We start from the raw sequence: 14,084 nt of genomic DNA, 5'->3' as shown, positions 1-14,084 counted from the left end.
GGAGCGTGCCTGTTGTGGCCATGGTGACCGGGCTCACCTCACGCTGCGCCGGGGTGCGTCACTTCTTCCCGTCGAGGACGGCCTCCATCACGCTCTTCGCGATGGGGGCTGCCAGCTTGCCGCCCGCGATGTCGTCGCGGAGTGTGTCGGAACTCTCCACCACCACCGCGACGGCGACGGGAGAACCGTCACCCGTCTTCGCATACGAGATGAACCAAGCGTACGGATTGTCCTTGTTGTTCTCGCCGTGCTGGGCGGTACCGGTCTTGCCACCCACGGTGACGCCGGGGATCTGCCCGGACTTACCGGTGCCGTCCTTGACGACGGTCTCCATGGCCGACTGGAGCTTCTGCGCGTTCTCCGCCGAGACCGGCTGGCTCAGCTCCTCCGGCTTGGTCTGCTCGACCACGTTCAGGTTGGGCGCGACGAGCTGGTCCACCATGTAGGGCTTCATCAGCTTGCCGTCGTTGGCCACGGCCGCGGCCACCATCGCCATCTGGAGCGGGGTGGCGCGGTTGGACGCCTGGCCGATGCCCGCCATGGCGTTCTGCGGCCGGTTGTCCTCGGGGTAGATGCTCTTGGCCGGCCGGACCGGGGTGTCCAGGTCCGGGTCCAGCGTGCCGCCCTCGGTGTCCTTCTCGAAGCCGAACTTCTCGGCCATCTTGATCATCTCGTCGTTGCCGAGCTTGTCGCTCATCTTGGCGAAGACGGTGTTGCAGGACCACTGGAGCGCCACCCGGATCGAGGCGTTCTTGCAGGCCGGGTTGTTCCCCTCGTTGCCCAGGTCCTTGGTGGTCTGCGGCAGCCGGTACGGGTCCTCGGAGTCGGTCTTGGAGTCGAGGTCGTACTTGCCGGACTCCAGCCCCGCCGCCGCGGTGACGACCTTGAACGTCGAGCCGGGCGGGTAGGTCTGCCGCAGCGCCCGGTTGAGCATCGGGTCGTCGGGGTTGTTCTTCTTCTGCAGCCCGTTGTAGGCCTTGCTGTCCTTGTCGCCCATGCCCGCGAAGGAGGACGGGTCGTAGGAGGGCTTGTTGGCCAGCGCGAGGATGGCGCCGGTCTTCGGGTTGATCGCGGCGACCGCGCCCTTCTTGTCACCGAGCCCGTCGTAGGCGGCCTTCTGTGCCTTGGCGTCGAGCGTCGTGACGACGTTGCCGCCCTTCTGCGGCTTGCCGGTGATCATGTCGATGGTGCGGTTGAAGAACAGCCGGTCGTCGTCGCCCGTCAGGAACGGGTCGTACAGCTTCTCCAGCTGGTTGGCGCCGAACCCCTGCGAGGCGTAACCGGTGACCGGCGACCACAGCTTGCCGTTCTTGTAGGTGCGCTTGTACTTGAAGTCGGTGCCGTTGACGACGGTCGAGCCGGTGACCGCCTTGCCGTCGACGATGATGTTGCCGCGCGGCTGGGCGTAGCGGGCAATGGCGACGCGTCTGTTCTTCGGGTCGGTCTTGAGCTCCTCGGCCTGGACGAACTGCAACCAGTTGGCCCGGGCCAGCAGGGCGAGGACGAGCAGACCGCAGAAGATCGCGATCCGGCGCAGCGGCTTGTTCATGGACGGACCACCTGAGTCATCTCTGCATCGGGCGAGGGCGCCGGCGCCGGTGCCGGCCGGCGCGCCGTGTCACTGATCTTGAGCAGGACCGCGATCAGCGCCCAGTTCGCGACGACGGACGAGCCACCCTGCGCCATGAACGGCAGGGTCATACCAGTGAGCGGGATCAGGCCCATCACACCGCCGGCGACGATGAAGACCTGGAGACCGAACGCCGAGGAGAGGCCGATGGCCAGCAGCTTGCCGAAGGGGTCACGGGCGGCGAGCGCTGTACGGATGCCCCGCTCGATGATCAGGCCGTACAGCAGCAGGATGGCCATGACTCCGCACAGCCCCAGCTCCTCGCCCACGGTGGCGAAGATGTAGTCGCTCTTGGCGGCGAAGTTGATCAGGCGGGAGAAGCCCTGCCCCAGTCCGGAGCCGAGTGTGCCGCCAGAACCGAACGCCCACAGCGCCTGCATGGGCTGCTCGGAGCCGTCCTTGAACGCCTGCATGGGGTCGAGCCAGTCCTGCACCCGGCCCTGGACGTGCGGCTCGAAGCTGGCCACCGCCACGGCGCCGCCGACGGAGAGGGCGAGACCGAAGACGATCCAACTCGTGCGCTCCGTCGCCACGTACAGCATGACGACGAAGAGGCCGAAGAAGAGCAGCGAGGTGCCCAGGTCGGTCTCGAATACGAGGATCATCAGGCTGAGCGCCCAGATGACGAGGATCGGCCCCAGGTCCCGGCCGCGCGGCAGATACAGGCCCATGAAGCGGCGGGAGGCGAGCGCGAGCGCGTCCCGCTTGACCATCAGGTACCCGGCGAAGAACACCGCGATGATGATCTTCGCGAACTCGGCGGGCTGGAGGGAGCCGACCCCCGGGATCGTGATCCAGATCTTCGCGCCGTACTTCGCCGGGAAGAAGATCGGCGCCGCCAGCAGGACCAGCGCCACGGCCATCGAGATGTAGGTGTACCGCTGGAGGACGCGGTGGTCCTTGAGGAAGACCAGCACCAGCACGAACAGCGCGACGGCCAGCGCCGACCACATCAGCTGGGTGGGGGCCGCGGCGCCGCCGGTGCTCGCCTTGGTGATGCTCGGTTCCAGGTCCAGCCGCCAGATGAAGACCAGGCCCATGCCGTTGAGGAGGGTGGCGATGGGCAGCATCAGCGGATCCGCGTAGGCCGCCCAGCGCCGCATGGCCAGGTGTGCCACGCCGGCGAGCAGTCCGAGGCCGAGGCCGTAGCTGAGCATGCCCGAGGGCAGTTCGCCGTCCTTGGCCAGCCCCACGTTGGCGTACGCGAAGACGGGAATGAGCACCGCGAAGGCGAGCATCGCCAGCTCGGTGTTGCGGCGGCTCGGCAGTCCGCCCGAGGACACGGTCGTGTTGCTGCCCGTGGTGGTGAGGTTGCTCATTGCCTTGTGCCGCCCCCTACGGCCCGGTGCACTGCTTGGCCAGCTCCTGCTGCTTCTCCGTGAGCTCGGGGCTCGGTGAGGGAGAGCTGGAGGCGGCGTCAGTGGTGTCGTTGGTGGAGCCGGAGGTGAAGGCGGTGTGGGTCACCGTGCCCACACCGGCGTTGGCCTCACCGACGCCGGCGGTACCCGTGCCCGTACCGGCGGTCCCGGTGCCGGTGCCGCCGTTGGTGGCCGTGTCGCCTGGCGTGTTCTGCTCGTCCTTGCGCTGCTTCTCGGAGTCCTTGTCCCCGCCCCCGGAGCCCTTGTCGCCCTTGCCGGAGTCCTTGGGCTTCTTCTTCTCCTCGGCGACGATCTTGCAGACCTCTGCCTGGTCGCTCAGCTCGTCCAGCTTGGCGCGGGCCTCGCTCCGGCTGCCCATCGCGATCGTGTCGCGCAGCTCCTTGCGCTGCCAGCCGGCGAGGTACTTGAGTTCGATCTCGGGGTGGTCCTGCTCGACCTTGTGCAGCTTGACGCCCGCCAGCTCCTGGTTGATGCCGCGGTAGAGGGCGACGTGGTCCTCGTTGGCGCCGACGTAGAACTGCGTCTGCGTCCACCGGTAGCCGCCGTACAGGCCGCCGCCGACCACGGCCAGCGCCAGCGCGATCCACAGCGAGCGCTTGAGCCACCTGCCCTTGCCCTTGCGGGGCTTGCTGAAGTCCGTTTCGGCGTAGGGGCCGAACGCCCCCGGGGGCGGGGCCGACGGGTCGGCGGTCGGCGGGCCGAACCCCTCGGGCGCTCCTGCCTGCCCCTGCTGCGGGACTCCGCCGCCGCGCCCCAGTTCGGCGGCGCGGGCCGCCGGGGTGCTGCGGGCCGCGCCGTCGCCGCCCAGCGGCTGCTGGCTCTCGGCGACCGCGCCGACGATGACGGGGGTGTCGTTGAGCTGGCCGTGCAGGGTGTCCTCGGGCCCGAGGGAGTCCACGTCCAGCACATCGGCGACGATGCAGGTGATGTTGTCCGGGCCGCCGCCGCGCAGCGCGAGCTGGATCAGCTCCTGCACGGTGTCCTGCGGGCCGTGGTAACTGGCCAGCGTCTCCTCGATCGTCTGGTGCGAGACGACCGCCGAGAGCCCGTCCGAGCACAGCAGATAGCGGTCGCCCGCGCGCACCTCGCGGATCGACAGGTCCGGCTCCACATGGTCGCCGCTGCCCAGCGCCCGCATCAGCAGCGAGCGCTGCGGGTGTGTGGTGGCCTCTTCCTCGGTGATCCGGCCCTCGTCCACCAGCCGCTGCACCCAGGTGTGGTCCTGGGTGATCTGCGTGAGCTGGCCGTCCCGCAGCAGGTAGGCGCGCGAGTCGCCGACGTGGACGAGACCGAGCCGCTGACCCGTCCACAGCAGCGCGGTCAGGGTGGTGCCCATGCCTTCCAGCTGCGGGTCCTCCTCGACCATGACGCGCAGCTGGTCGTTGGCGCGCTGCACCGTCGTACCGAGCGAGGTGAGGATGTCCGAGCCGGGGATGTCCTCGTCGAGCTGGACCATGGCGGAGATCACCTCGGAGGAGGCGACCTCCCCGGCGGCCTGGCCGCCCATGCCGTCGGCGACCGCGAGCAGCCGTGGACCGGCGTAACCGGAGTCCTCGTTGTGCTCGCGGATCATGCCGTCGTGTGATCCGGCGGCAAAGCGCAGTGACAGGCTCATGCGCACCTCGCCCGTCGGCTCCGGGTACATCCGCACGGTGCCCACCCTCCGGTCGTCATGTCGGTACTACTTCCGCAGCTCGATGACCGTCTTGCCGATACGGATCGGCGCTTCGAGCGGGATCGGCGTCGGTGTGGTGAGCCGGGTCCGATCGAGATAGGTGCCGTTGGTCGACCCGAGATCCTCGACGATCCACTTTCCGTCACGGTCCGGGTAGATCCTGGCATGCCTGCTGGACGCGTAGTCGTCGTCCAGCACGATCGTGGAGTCGTGCGCGCGGCCCAGGGTGATGGTCTGGCCCTGGAGGGCCACGGTGGTGCCGGTGAGCGACCCCTCGGTGACGACCAGTTTGGTGGGGGCGTTCCGTCCGCGTCCGCGCCTGCCGCCGCCCTGCGGGGGCTGCTGGGGCTGGGGCCGCTGCGGGGGGCGCTGCGCCTCGGCGCGCCGGGCGGTGCGCTGCGTCACCCTGGTGCCGAACAGGTCACTCCTGATGACCTGGATGGACACGATGACGAACAGCCACAGTACGGCCAGAAACCCCAACCGCATGACCGTGAGGGTCAGCTCTGACATTGCCCCCGCTTCACCCTTCGGCTTGCCGGTAAATGATCGTGGTACTGCCCACGACAATGCGTGAGCCGTCGCGGAGCGTAGCGCGCGTGGTGTGCTGTCCGTCTACCACGATCCCGTTTGTGGAGCCCAGATCCTGGATCGAGGAGGGGTTTCCCGCGCGGATCTCGCAGTGACGGCGCGAGACCCCGGGGTCGTCGATCCGCACATCGGCCTCCGTGCTGCGGCCGAGCACCAGGGTCGGGCCCGAGATCTGGTGGCGGTTGCCGTTGATCTCGACCCAGCGCCGGGTCTCGGTGCCCGGCAGCGGGCCCGCCGAGCCCGCGGGACCCGGCGCGTAGGACGGCGGGGCCGTGGGGGCGGGCGGTGCGGTGGCGGGGCGCGGAGGGTATCCGGCGCCGCCGTACCCGGCGCCGGCCTGGGCCGCGCCGCCGCCGCGCTGCGGGGGCTGCTGCTGGGAGGTGCTGGAGGCCAGGGTGCGGCTGCGTACCCGGTAGAGGCCGGTGTCGAGGTCGTCGGCCTTCTCCAGATGGACCTTGATCGGGCCCATGAACGTGTAGCGCTGCTGCTTGGCGTAGTCCCGCACCATGCTGGCGAGTTCATCGCCGAGCTGTCCCGAGTAGGGGCTGAGCCGCTCGTAGTCCGGCGGGCTGAGTTCGACGACGAAGTCGTTGGGGACGACCGTCCGCTCGCGGTTCCAGATCGTCGCGTTGTTGTCGCACTCCCGCTGGAGGGCGCCCGCGATCTCCACGGGTTGCACCTCGGACTTGAACACCTTCGCGAAGGTGCCGTTCACGAGTCCCTCGAGTCGCTGCTCGAACCGCTTCAGTACTCCCACGACGCACCTCCTTCCCAGATGTTCTCCGGCCTAGTGCCTGCTTCGTGCCTGGCGCCTTGCTGCGTATCCGCCTCGTACCTGCTTCCCAGTGTCCTCGGGATCCGGGCACGACGCTTCCGCGGTACTGCTTACTGATCGTATCCACGCGCGGGGAAATCGACTGGTTCCCCACCGGGGCCCGGTGCTCAAGTGTTGCCCCTCACAGTGGTCCGCGCGTGCCCCCGCCCACAGTCGCTCGTACCGCTCTACACCCTCGCATGGATAGTAGAGCGCGCGCGCTGGGTCCCGCACCGAGTGTCCTTCGGAGCCGGTCACGGGGAGGGCCGGAATACGGATGTGAGTCCACCCCCGGCAGCGTGCTAATCTTCTGGATGTCGGCAGGCGCCCGCACCGGGCGAGGCGACAACACCCAATGCGCGGGTGGCGGAATAGGCAGACGCGCTGGATTCAGGTTCCAGTGTCCGAAAGGACGTGGGGGTTCAACTCCCCCCTCGCGCACAGAGAGAAGGCCCTCACCGGAGTCCGGTGGGGGCCTTCTTCGTTTCCGTTCCCGGGCCGCTTCCGGGCCGCTTCCGGGCCGTTCCCGGGCCGCTTCCGGGCCGTTCCCGGGCCGCTTCGGGGTTTCGTTCCGGGGGGTGGCGGCTCAGGCGGCGAGCCGGGCCGCCAGCGCCTTGCCGCGGGACTCGGCCGCCTCGTGGGCCTTGGCGCGGGAGTCCTTGGCCGCCTCGATCAGGTGTTCCATGCCGGGCGTCGACTCGGCCAGCGTGAGCTCCGGCACGATGAAATCGAGGTCCAGCCCGAAGCCGCCCTCGCCCAGCACCTTCTCCAGGTAGGGCAGGACGAACTCGAAGCTCTCGCGCGGCGTGCCCGGGCCGTAGCCACCGCCGCGGCTGGCGACCACCGTGGCCGGCTTTCCGGCCGCCGACGGGCTCTCCGTACCGGTGGTGCGACCCATGATGATCACGTGGTCGAGCCACGCCTTGAGGGTCGAGGGAATTGTGTAGTTGTACATCGGGGCGCCGATCAGCACGGCGTCCGCCTGCTCCAGTTCGGTGGCCAACTGGTCGCGCAGCGCGAAGGCGGCGGCCTGCTCAGGCGTGTGGTTCTGCGGCGGTATGAAGCCGGCCACCGCTCCCACGCTCTCCAGATGCGGAATCGGGTCGGCGTTCAGGTCGCGGTAGATGACCTTTCCGTCCGGGTGCTGGGCCTCCCAGGCCGCACGGAAGGAGGCGGTGACGGAGCGGGAGACCGAGGCGCCGTCGGGGTGGACGGAGGTGTCGATATGGAGAAGGGTGGCCATGGGGGGCTCCTAATGATTCGTAAGCTGTCGAACTTTCCGACGGAACTAGTTGTACCACAGCTACTTACTTTTCTGCACCTACTTGCCCGATGGCAGTATCCTGGAGCCATGTCAGAGCTTGGAGAGAGGCGCGACCCACCGCCGGAGGGCGCCCCCGGGGCCGTTCCCGCCGTTTCGGCCTGCACCGAGCCGGAGAGCGGCATCACGCGCGTCTTCCACCTGCTCGGCAAGCGCTGGACGGGGCTGATCCTGGCCGCTCTGATGAGTGGGCCGGGTCACTTCGCCGAGCTGCGCCGTGCCGTTCCGGGCATCAGCGAGCGGATGCTCTCCGACCGGCTGACCGAGCTGGCCGCGATGGGCCTGGTCTCCCGGTCCGTCGAGGAGGGCCCGCCCCTGCGGGTCAGCTACCGCCTCACCGACGCGGGACACGCCCTGAGGCCCGCCATGATCGAGCTCACCCGCTGGGCGGACGGTCACCTGCCGGAGTCCGGCGCCCAGTGCCCGGAGGCGTTCCGGGAGTGATCGGCGGCGATCTGGGGCCGAGCCCGGGCGCGGCAGTCGTAGGGTGGTGGCGATGAACGCCAACTCCTCAGCCAAGGCGAGCGAAGAACCCGGTACCGAGCGCTTGGAGAAGGCGGTGCGGGCCGCCGAGGCCGCGCTGATCGAGTACGAGATCGCGGTCGAGACCTTCCGGGTCGAGGTGGAGAACTTCTCCCGGCTGCACCACCAGCGGCTCGGCCCTGTCTACGCCCGGCTGGACGAGCTGGACGCACAGATCGCCGAGGCGATCGCGGCCCGCACCGGCGACCCCGAGGACATCCGCAAGGCCGACGCGGCGCGCGGTGCCGTGCTGCCGATGCCGAAGGTCGACGAGCTCTTCTTCGGCTGGATCGACTCGGACGGCATGCTCCCCGAGGCCCAGGCCATGCTCAACGAGCAGTCCGTCAGCCCGCCGAGCCGGGTACGGCCCGGCGAGGAGGCCCGCAAGGCCTACCGGGACCTGGTCCGCAAGGCCCACCCCGACCTCGCCCAGGACGACGCGGAGCGGGAGCGCCGCGAGGAGTTCCTCGTGCGGGTGAACAAGGCGTACGCGGACGGTGACGCGCCCGCGCTCGCCGCGCTCGCCGAGGAGTGGGAAGCGGGCCCGCTGCCCGAACCCGTGGCCGAACTGCTGCGCAGCGAGGAGCTGTACGCGCGGCTGGAATGGCTGGCGCAGCGCAAGGAGATGCTCGCCGAGATGGCCGCGGAGCTGGAGGAGAGCGCGATCGGGGCCATGCTGAAGCTGGCGCCCGACGACCCCGACGCACTGCTGGAAGAGATCGCCGAGCAACTGCTCGGGCAGGTGGCCGAGCGCGAGCGCGAGCTCGCCCGGCTGAGAGAGGGAGAGCAGGAATGAACGCCCTTCCCGGGCAGGTGCCGCAGACCGACGCCGCTTCCGTACCGGCCGACGCGCTGCTGCTGGACGTCCGCGAGGACGACGAATGGGCAGCCGGGCGCGCCCCCGGCGCGCTGCACATTCCGATGAGCGACTTCGTCGCGCGCCAGGGCGAGCTGACCGAACGGCTGGGCGAGGGCGAGCGGGTCTACGTCGTCTGCCGCGTCGGCGGCCGCTCGGCACAGGTCGCCGCCTACCTCGCCCAGCAGGGCGTGGACGCGGTCAACGTCGACGGCGGAATGCTGGCCTGGCACGCCGCGGGGCGTCCCCTGGAGGGGGACGCGGGGCCGGCTTTCGTGCGGTAGGAGTTCTTGCTCCGGTGAGGGGGCGCACCTCTCAGGTCAGTGGGTGGCGAGGAGGTCCGCGAGGGCTTCCTCATGGGCGGCGGCCGATCCATAGGAGAGCTCCCACTGCTTGGCCCAGGCGTGGAACCGGTGCAGCGGATAGTCGGTGTCGGCGCCCATCCCGCCGTGCAGATGCTGCGCTGTCTGCACCACCCGGCGCACCCCGTCGGCCGCCCACATCTTGGCGACCGCCACATCGGCCGGCTCCAGCCGCCAGGCCGCCTGCCAGAGGGTGGCCTCCATCGCGCGCAGATCGATATAGCGATCAGCGGCCTGGACGGCCACCGCCTGGAACGTGGCGAGGGGGAACCCGAACTGTTCCCGGCGGCTGACGTATTCGCTGGTCATCTCCAGCACCCGGCTGCCCAGGCCGAGCGCCAGCGCACAGGTGCCGGTCGCCAGCAGCCGGTGCAGTCTGCCCGGCGCCTCGGGGTGGTCGACGACGTCACGCGACCGTACGCGCACCCCCGCCAGTTCCACCTCCGCATAGCGCTCACCGTTGGTGGACGCCTGCTCGGCCGCCGAGACGCCCTCGGCGCCGGGTGCCACCAACGCCAGCAGCGGCCGGCCGTCGGCCGTGTGCGCCGGTACGACGACGAGGTCGGCCGTCGCAGCCCAGGGAACGGCCGTCTGTACGCCGTCCAGCAGCCAGCCGCCCTCCTCGGGCGCCGGGCGCGCCGTGACGGCACGCTCGGCAGGCTCGTGACCGGTGCGGCCCTGCCCGGCGACGGTGAGCACCAGCTCGCCCGCCGCCACCCGTGGCAGCAGCTCGGCACACAGCTCCTCGGTGCCGTGGGCGGCGAGGGTGAACGCCGCAGCGCTGGTCTCCAGCAGCGGCACGCGCGCCAGTGCGCGGCCCGCCTCGCGCAGCACCAGACACAGCGCCACCGGGTCGAGCCCCAGGCCACCGTGGTGCGCGGGCACGGCCAGCCCGAGCAGGTCGGAGCGCGCCAGTTGCTGCCACAGCGCGCGGTCGAAGTCGTCGGCGACGGTCCCCTGGGTCACCGCCGGACTTTCCACGGCGTCCGGTGTCACCTGTGAGAAGACGGCCTTGGCGGCTTCCTGGGCTGCCTGCTGCTCTTCGCTGAAGCTGAAATCCATGGCGCTCTCCCCGGGGTTTCCGCTGAATTCTTCGAACGGAACTGACGCACCGTCAGATTAGGGTGAGCGGGCGGACTTCACCAGAGGGCAAGGGCGGACTCAGGCGTCGAAGTCCACCTCCACCTTCTCGGTCAGCGGATGCGACTGGCACGCCAGCACATAACCCGCCTCCACCTCTTCGGGCTCCAAGGCGAAGTTGCGGTCCATATGGACCTCCCCGCCGAGCAGCCGGGCCCGGCAGGTGCCGCAGACCCCTCCCTTGCAGGCATAGGGGGCGTCGGTCCTGTTCCGCAGTACCGTCTCCAGCAGCGTCTCCCCCTCCTGCGCGGGCCAACTGCCGCCGCGTCCTGCCAGGGTGGCGCTCACCGTCGCGGAGCCGGTCAGCCCTCGGGCGGGCGGTGGCTGGGGCGCTGTCCCAGCGCCCGCATCCGCGTGGAAGATCTCCTGATGGACGCGGTCCCGTGGCACGCCCAGCGTCCGCAGGGCTCTGCTCGCACCCTCCACCAGCCCGAGCGGGCCGCACAGATACCAGCCGTCCATCTCCCGTATGCCGGAGGCGGTCAGCAGCGCGGGCAGCAGCGCCGTCAGCCGTTCCTCGTCCAGCCGGCCGGAGGGCAGGCCGCTGTGCTGTTCCTCCCGGGAGAGGGCCGTCACCAGGTGGAAGCGGTCGGGCCAGCGGTCCTTCAGGTCCGCGACCTCTTCCAGGAACATCGTCGAGGCGGCGGTGCGGTCGCTGCGTATCAGACAGAAGCGGGCCTCGGGCTCGTCGGCCAGCAGCGTTCCGGCCATGGACAGCACGGGCGTGATGCCGCTGCCGCCCACCACGGCGGCATACCGGCCCGGCCGGGTCTCCAGCACGAAGCGGCCCATCGGCGGCAGCACGTCGACCGTGCAGCCCTCGGTCAGCTCCTTGAGCGCGTAGGTGGAGAACTCGCCGCCCTCCACCAGCCTGATACCCACCCGCAGCGTCGCGGGGCGAGGGCTTGCCGGGTCGCACAGCGAGTAGGTGCGGCGGATCTCCTCGCCTCGTTCGCTCATCCGCCGCAGGGTGAGGTGCTGTCCGGGGACGTAGCCGAAGGTCTCGCGCAGCTCGGGCGGGACGTCGAGGGTGAGTGCTGCCGAGTCGTCGGTCAGCCGGTCGAGGGACCGGACGCGCAGCGGGTGGAAGACAGGCACCCTCAGACCTCCTTGAAGTGGTCGAACGGCTCCCGGCAGGCCGTGCAGCGGCGCAGCGCCTTGCAGGCGGTGGAGGAGAACCGGCTGAGCAACTCCGTCTCCGCCGCACCGCAGTGCGGGCAGCGGACCGGCTCGGCCTCGCGCGCGGGGTCCGGCGCGTGCCTGGTGGGGGAGAGACCGACCAGGACGGGGCCGGACGCGCGGGCGCCGGCGCGCGGGGGCGCGATGCCGTACTCGGCGAGCTTGCGGCGGCCCTCCTCGCTGATGTCGTCGCTCGACCAGGGCGGCGAGAGCACCGTGCGGACCTCGACCTGCTCGGCGCCGGCCTCGGTGCGCAGCACCCGTTCGATGTCGGCCGCCATCGCCTCGACCGCCGGGCAGCCGGTGTAGGTGGGGGTCAGCTCGACCAGGACGTGGCCGGGCTCGGGCTCGGTGACCCGGCGCAGTACGCCCAGCTCCGCCAGGGTGATCACCGGGAGCTCCGGATCGGGCACCGCCCCGGCCAGCTCGGCGAGGACCCTCGGCCGGGAGCTCTCCCCGGCAGCGGCAGCGGCTGAGGCGGTCACCATGTGGCCCCCGGGTGGCTGCGGTGCAGATGCTGCATCTCGGCGAGCAGCCGTCCGAACGGCTCGGTGTGCAGCCCCTGGCGGCCGGCACCGGCGGCCCAGGCGTCCTTGCCGGGTCCCTGGGGGACGGTGAGGCCCGCGCGGTCGAACACCTCACGGATGTCCGCTCTCCACTCCTCGGCCAGCTCCTGCCACTCCACCTCCAGCCCCTCGATCGGCTCGAACAGCTCGCCTGTGTACCGCCAGAGCGCGTCGGCGGCGCGCTGGGTGCGGGCGTGGCTCTCCTCGGTGCCGTCGCCCAGCCGCACCGTCCACTGCTCGGCGTGGTCGCGGTGGTAGGCCGTCTCGCGGACCGCCTTGGCCGCCAGCGGGAGCACCGGGGACAGCCGGGCGTAGAGCGGCTGTTGATAGGCGGAGAAGAACAGCTGCCGCACGATGGTGTGCGCGAAGTCGCCATTGGGCTGCTCGACCAACTGGCAGTTGCGGAAGGCGCGTTCCTCCCGCAGATAGGCGATCTCGTCCTCGCTGCCCAGCACATCGGCGAGCCCGGCGTAGAGCGCGCGGGCCTGGCCCAGCAGATCCAGGGCGATATTGGCCAGCGCCACCTCCTCCTCCAGGACGGGGGCGTGTCCCGCCCATTCGCCCAGGCGCTGGGAGAGGATCAGAGCGTCGTCGCCGAGGGGGAGGGTGGCCAGGGCCTGCGGTGCTGTGGCTGTCACAGGTTTCGCACCCCCTCCGGGACCTCGTAGAACGTCGGGTGGCGGTACGCCTTGTCGGCGGCGGGCTCGAAGAAGGGGTCCTTCTCGTCCGGTGAGGAAGCGGTGATCTCGCTGGAGGGGACCACCCACAGGGAGACGCCCTCGCTGCGGCGGGTGAACAGATCCCGGGCGTTGCGGAGCGCCATCTGCGCGTCCGGGGCGTGCAGGCTTCCCGCGTGGGTGTGCGAGAGGCCGCGCCTGCTGCGTACGAAGACCTCCCACAGGGGCCAGTCGGTGCTCATGACGCACTCCTCACCGCGTGTTTGGCGGCGTGGGCCGCGGCTGCCTCGCGGACCCAGGCGCCGTTCTCGTGTGCCGTACGGCGCCGGCGCAGCCGCTGCTCGTTGCAGGGCCCGTTGCCCTTGAGCACCTGGCGGAACTCCTCCCAGTCGATCGCGCCGAAGTCCCAGTGGCCCCGCTCCTCGTTCCAGCGCAGCTCGGGATCGGGCAGGGTGAGACCCAGCGCCTCCGCCTGGGGTACGCAGATGTCCACGAAGCGCTGACGGAGCTCGTCGTTGGAGTGCCGCTTGATCTTCCAGGCCATGGACTGGGCGCTGTGCGCCGACTCGTCGTCCGGCGGGCCGAACATCATCAGCGAGGGCCACCACCAGCGGTCCACCGCGTCCTGTGCCATCGCACGCTGTGCCTCGGTGCCCCTGGCCAGGGCGAGCAGCAGCTCGTAGCCCTGGCGCTGGTGGAAGGACTCCTCCTTGCAGATCCGGACCATGGCGCGGGCGTAGGGGCCGTACGAGCAGCGGCACAGCGGGACCTGGTTGGTGATGGCGGCGCCGTCCACCAGCCAGCCGATCGCTCCGACGTCCGCCCAGGTCAGCGTGGGGTAGTTGAAGATCGACGAATACTTCTGGCGGCCGTCGTGCAGCTTGTCGAGCAGCTCCTCGCGGCTCGTGCCCAGCGTCTCGGCCGCGCCGTAGAGATACAGGCCGTGGCCTGCCTCGTCCTGCACCTTGGCCATCAGGATCGCCTTGCGGCGCAGCGACGGTGCGCGGGTGATCCAGTTGGCCTCCGGCTGCATGCCGATGATCTCGGAGTGCGCATGCTGGGCGATCTGGCGGATGAGGGTGGAGCGGTAGGCGTCCGGCATCCAGTCCCGCGGCTCGATGCGCTCGTCGGCGGCGACGGCCGCATCGAAGGCTTCCTGCAGGGCGCCTTCGGCCTCAGGCCCGAGCTCGGCCGCGCCCGGCCCGCCGTGCGCTTGTGCTCCCGCCGTGCCCCCGCGCGGCGGTGATGTCACCGATGCCATACAGCCCCCTGATCCCTCGGTGTCCAGCCGACCGACCGATCGTTCGGTTCAAGGATGGGCGCGGGTTCCGAGGCTGTCAAGGGCGAATGCCACCGACCGGCGGGGGCAGGC

At 70.4% G+C, this 14,084-nt stretch carries 15 protein-coding genes and 1 tRNA gene; 4 read left to right on the top strand and 12 right to left on the bottom strand.

Annotated features, from left to right (window positions below; translation table 11 throughout):
- Window positions 1–58: 58 nt before the first annotated feature.
- The 5 genes from HC362_RS16385 to HC362_RS16365 are packed head-to-tail and all read right to left on the bottom strand — an operon-like array spanning window position 59 to window position 6,032.
- Window positions 59–1,549 carry a penicillin-binding transpeptidase domain-containing protein gene (locus HC362_RS16385; RefSeq protein ID WP_243084701.1) on the bottom strand — a complete coding sequence of 497 codons (1,491 nt, stop codon included), beginning with the start codon at window positions 1,547–1,549 and terminating at the stop codon, window positions 59–61.
- Complete coding sequence (locus tag HC362_RS16380; protein WP_243084700.1) at window positions 1,546–2,949, bottom strand: FtsW/RodA/SpoVE family cell cycle protein; 1,404 nt, start codon at window positions 2,947–2,949, stop codon at window positions 1,546–1,548. The genes HC362_RS16385 and HC362_RS16380 overlap by 4 nt, the downstream gene beginning before the upstream one ends.
- Window positions 2,950–2,965: 16 nt before the next feature.
- Window positions 2,966–4,669: a Stp1/IreP family PP2C-type Ser/Thr phosphatase gene (locus HC362_RS16375; RefSeq protein ID WP_243084699.1), complete on the bottom strand. Its 1,704-nt coding sequence runs from the start codon at window positions 4,667–4,669 to the stop codon at window positions 2,966–2,968.
- A 21-nt stretch (window positions 4,670–4,690) separates the two neighbouring features.
- The gene (locus HC362_RS16370; RefSeq protein WP_209209364.1) at window positions 4,691–5,197 is read right to left on the bottom strand and encodes an FHA domain-containing protein; all 507 of its coding nucleotides are present in this window, start codon (window positions 5,195–5,197) and stop codon (window positions 4,691–4,693) included.
- Window positions 5,198–5,207: 10 nt separating this feature from the next.
- Entirely contained in the window at window positions 5,208–6,032 is an 825-nt protein-coding gene (locus HC362_RS16365) for a DUF3662 and FHA domain-containing protein (RefSeq protein WP_243084698.1), read from the bottom strand.
- A gap of 414 nt (window positions 6,033–6,446) precedes the next feature.
- On the opposite strand from HC362_RS16365, the gene HC362_RS16360 reads away from it, so the two are divergent.
- Window positions 6,447–6,530 (top strand) — tRNA-Leu (locus HC362_RS16360).
- A gap of 145 nt (window positions 6,531–6,675) precedes the next feature.
- Here the strand turns inward: HC362_RS16360 and HC362_RS16355 are convergent.
- Window positions 6,676–7,332 carry an NAD(P)H-dependent oxidoreductase gene (locus tag HC362_RS16355; RefSeq protein ID WP_243084697.1) on the bottom strand — a complete coding sequence of 219 codons (657 nt, stop codon included), beginning with the start codon at window positions 7,330–7,332 and terminating at the stop codon, window positions 6,676–6,678.
- A 108-nt stretch (window positions 7,333–7,440) separates the two neighbouring features.
- Between HC362_RS16355 and HC362_RS16350 the strand changes: the two genes are divergently transcribed.
- Genes HC362_RS16350 through HC362_RS16340 form a run of 3 tightly spaced genes read left to right on the top strand, consistent with a single transcriptional unit; the run spans window position 7,441 to window position 9,072 of the window.
- The gene (locus HC362_RS16350; protein ID WP_243084696.1) at window positions 7,441–7,854 is read left to right on the top strand and encodes a helix-turn-helix domain-containing protein; all 414 of its coding nucleotides are present in this window, start codon (window positions 7,441–7,443) and stop codon (window positions 7,852–7,854) included.
- A 52-nt stretch (window positions 7,855–7,906) separates the two neighbouring features.
- The gene (locus tag HC362_RS16345; protein ID WP_243084695.1) at window positions 7,907–8,728 is read left to right on the top strand and encodes a J domain-containing protein; all 822 of its coding nucleotides are present in this window, start codon (window positions 7,907–7,909) and stop codon (window positions 8,726–8,728) included.
- The gene (locus HC362_RS16340) at window positions 8,725–9,072 is read left to right on the top strand and encodes a rhodanese-like domain-containing protein (protein WP_243084694.1); all 348 of its coding nucleotides are present in this window, start codon (window positions 8,725–8,727) and stop codon (window positions 9,070–9,072) included. The genes HC362_RS16345 and HC362_RS16340 overlap by 4 nt, the downstream gene beginning before the upstream one ends.
- 36 nt (window positions 9,073–9,108) lie before the next feature.
- On the opposite strand, the gene HC362_RS16335 is transcribed toward HC362_RS16340, so the two are convergent.
- From HC362_RS16335 to paaA, 6 genes are all read right to left on the bottom strand, one after another.
- Window positions 9,109–10,212, bottom strand: a complete 1,104-nt coding sequence (locus HC362_RS16335) for an acyl-CoA dehydrogenase family protein (protein ID WP_243084693.1) — start codon at window positions 10,210–10,212, stop codon at window positions 9,109–9,111.
- Between the two features lie 99 nt (window positions 10,213–10,311).
- Window positions 10,312–11,388, bottom strand: a complete 1,077-nt coding sequence (locus tag HC362_RS16330) for a 2Fe-2S iron-sulfur cluster-binding protein (protein WP_243084692.1) — start codon at window positions 11,386–11,388, stop codon at window positions 10,312–10,314.
- A 2-nt stretch (window positions 11,389–11,390) separates the two neighbouring features.
- Window positions 11,391–11,957, bottom strand: a complete 567-nt coding sequence (gene paaD / locus HC362_RS16325) for a 1,2-phenylacetyl-CoA epoxidase subunit PaaD (RefSeq protein ID WP_243084691.1) — start codon at window positions 11,955–11,957, stop codon at window positions 11,391–11,393.
- Complete coding sequence (paaC, locus tag HC362_RS16320) at window positions 11,951–12,673, bottom strand: 1,2-phenylacetyl-CoA epoxidase subunit PaaC (RefSeq protein WP_243084690.1); 723 nt, start codon at window positions 12,671–12,673, stop codon at window positions 11,951–11,953. Before paaC ends, paaD begins: the two co-directional genes overlap by 7 nt.
- Window positions 12,670–12,954 (bottom strand): 1,2-phenylacetyl-CoA epoxidase subunit PaaB, encoded by a 285-nt coding sequence (paaB, locus tag HC362_RS16315; RefSeq protein ID WP_209209372.1) that lies wholly within the window; start codon window positions 12,952–12,954, stop codon window positions 12,670–12,672. The genes paaC and paaB overlap by 4 nt, the downstream gene beginning before the upstream one ends.
- Window positions 12,951–13,973 carry a 1,2-phenylacetyl-CoA epoxidase subunit PaaA gene (paaA, locus tag HC362_RS16310; protein ID WP_243084689.1) on the bottom strand — a complete coding sequence of 341 codons (1,023 nt, stop codon included), beginning with the start codon at window positions 13,971–13,973 and terminating at the stop codon, window positions 12,951–12,953. The genes paaB and paaA overlap by 4 nt, the downstream gene beginning before the upstream one ends.
- Window positions 13,974–14,084 lie beyond the last annotated feature (111 nt).

The organism is Streptomyces sp. 891-h (assembly GCF_022760275.1).
Lineage (GTDB): Bacteria > Actinomycetota > Actinomycetes > Streptomycetales > Streptomycetaceae > Streptomyces > Streptomyces spirodelae.
The sequence above is the reverse complement of the archived record's forward strand: the minus strand, read 5'-3'. Positions and strand labels throughout refer to the sequence as shown.

Coding starts and splice junctions, on each gene's coding strand:
- HC362_RS16385 (WP_243084701.1), bottom strand. CDS start 1,549: ATGAACAAGCCGCTGCGCCGGATCGCGATCTTCTGCGGTCTGCTCGTC.
- HC362_RS16380 (WP_243084700.1), bottom strand. CDS start 2,949: ATGAGCAACCTCACCACCACGGGCAGCAACACGACCGTGTCCTCGGGC.
- HC362_RS16370 (WP_209209364.1), bottom strand. CDS start 5,197: ATGTCAGAGCTGACCCTCACGGTCATGCGGTTGGGGTTTCTGGCCGTA.
- HC362_RS16355 (WP_243084697.1), bottom strand. CDS start 7,332: ATGGCCACCCTTCTCCATATCGACACCTCCGTCCACCCCGACGGCGCC.
- HC362_RS16350 (WP_243084696.1), top strand. CDS start 7,441: ATGTCAGAGCTTGGAGAGAGGCGCGACCCACCGCCGGAGGGCGCCCCC.
- HC362_RS16345 (WP_243084695.1), top strand. CDS start 7,907: ATGAACGCCAACTCCTCAGCCAAGGCGAGCGAAGAACCCGGTACCGAG.
- HC362_RS16340 (WP_243084694.1), top strand. CDS start 8,725: ATGAACGCCCTTCCCGGGCAGGTGCCGCAGACCGACGCCGCTTCCGTA.
- HC362_RS16335 (WP_243084693.1), bottom strand. CDS start 10,212: ATGGATTTCAGCTTCAGCGAAGAGCAGCAGGCAGCCCAGGAAGCCGCC.
- paaD (WP_243084691.1), bottom strand. CDS start 11,957: ATGGTGACCGCCTCAGCCGCTGCCGCTGCCGGGGAGAGCTCCCGGCCG.
- paaB (WP_209209372.1), bottom strand. CDS start 12,954: ATGAGCACCGACTGGCCCCTGTGGGAGGTCTTCGTACGCAGCAGGCGC.
- paaA (WP_243084689.1), bottom strand. CDS start 13,973: ATGGCATCGGTGACATCACCGCCGCGCGGGGGCACGGCGGGAGCACAA.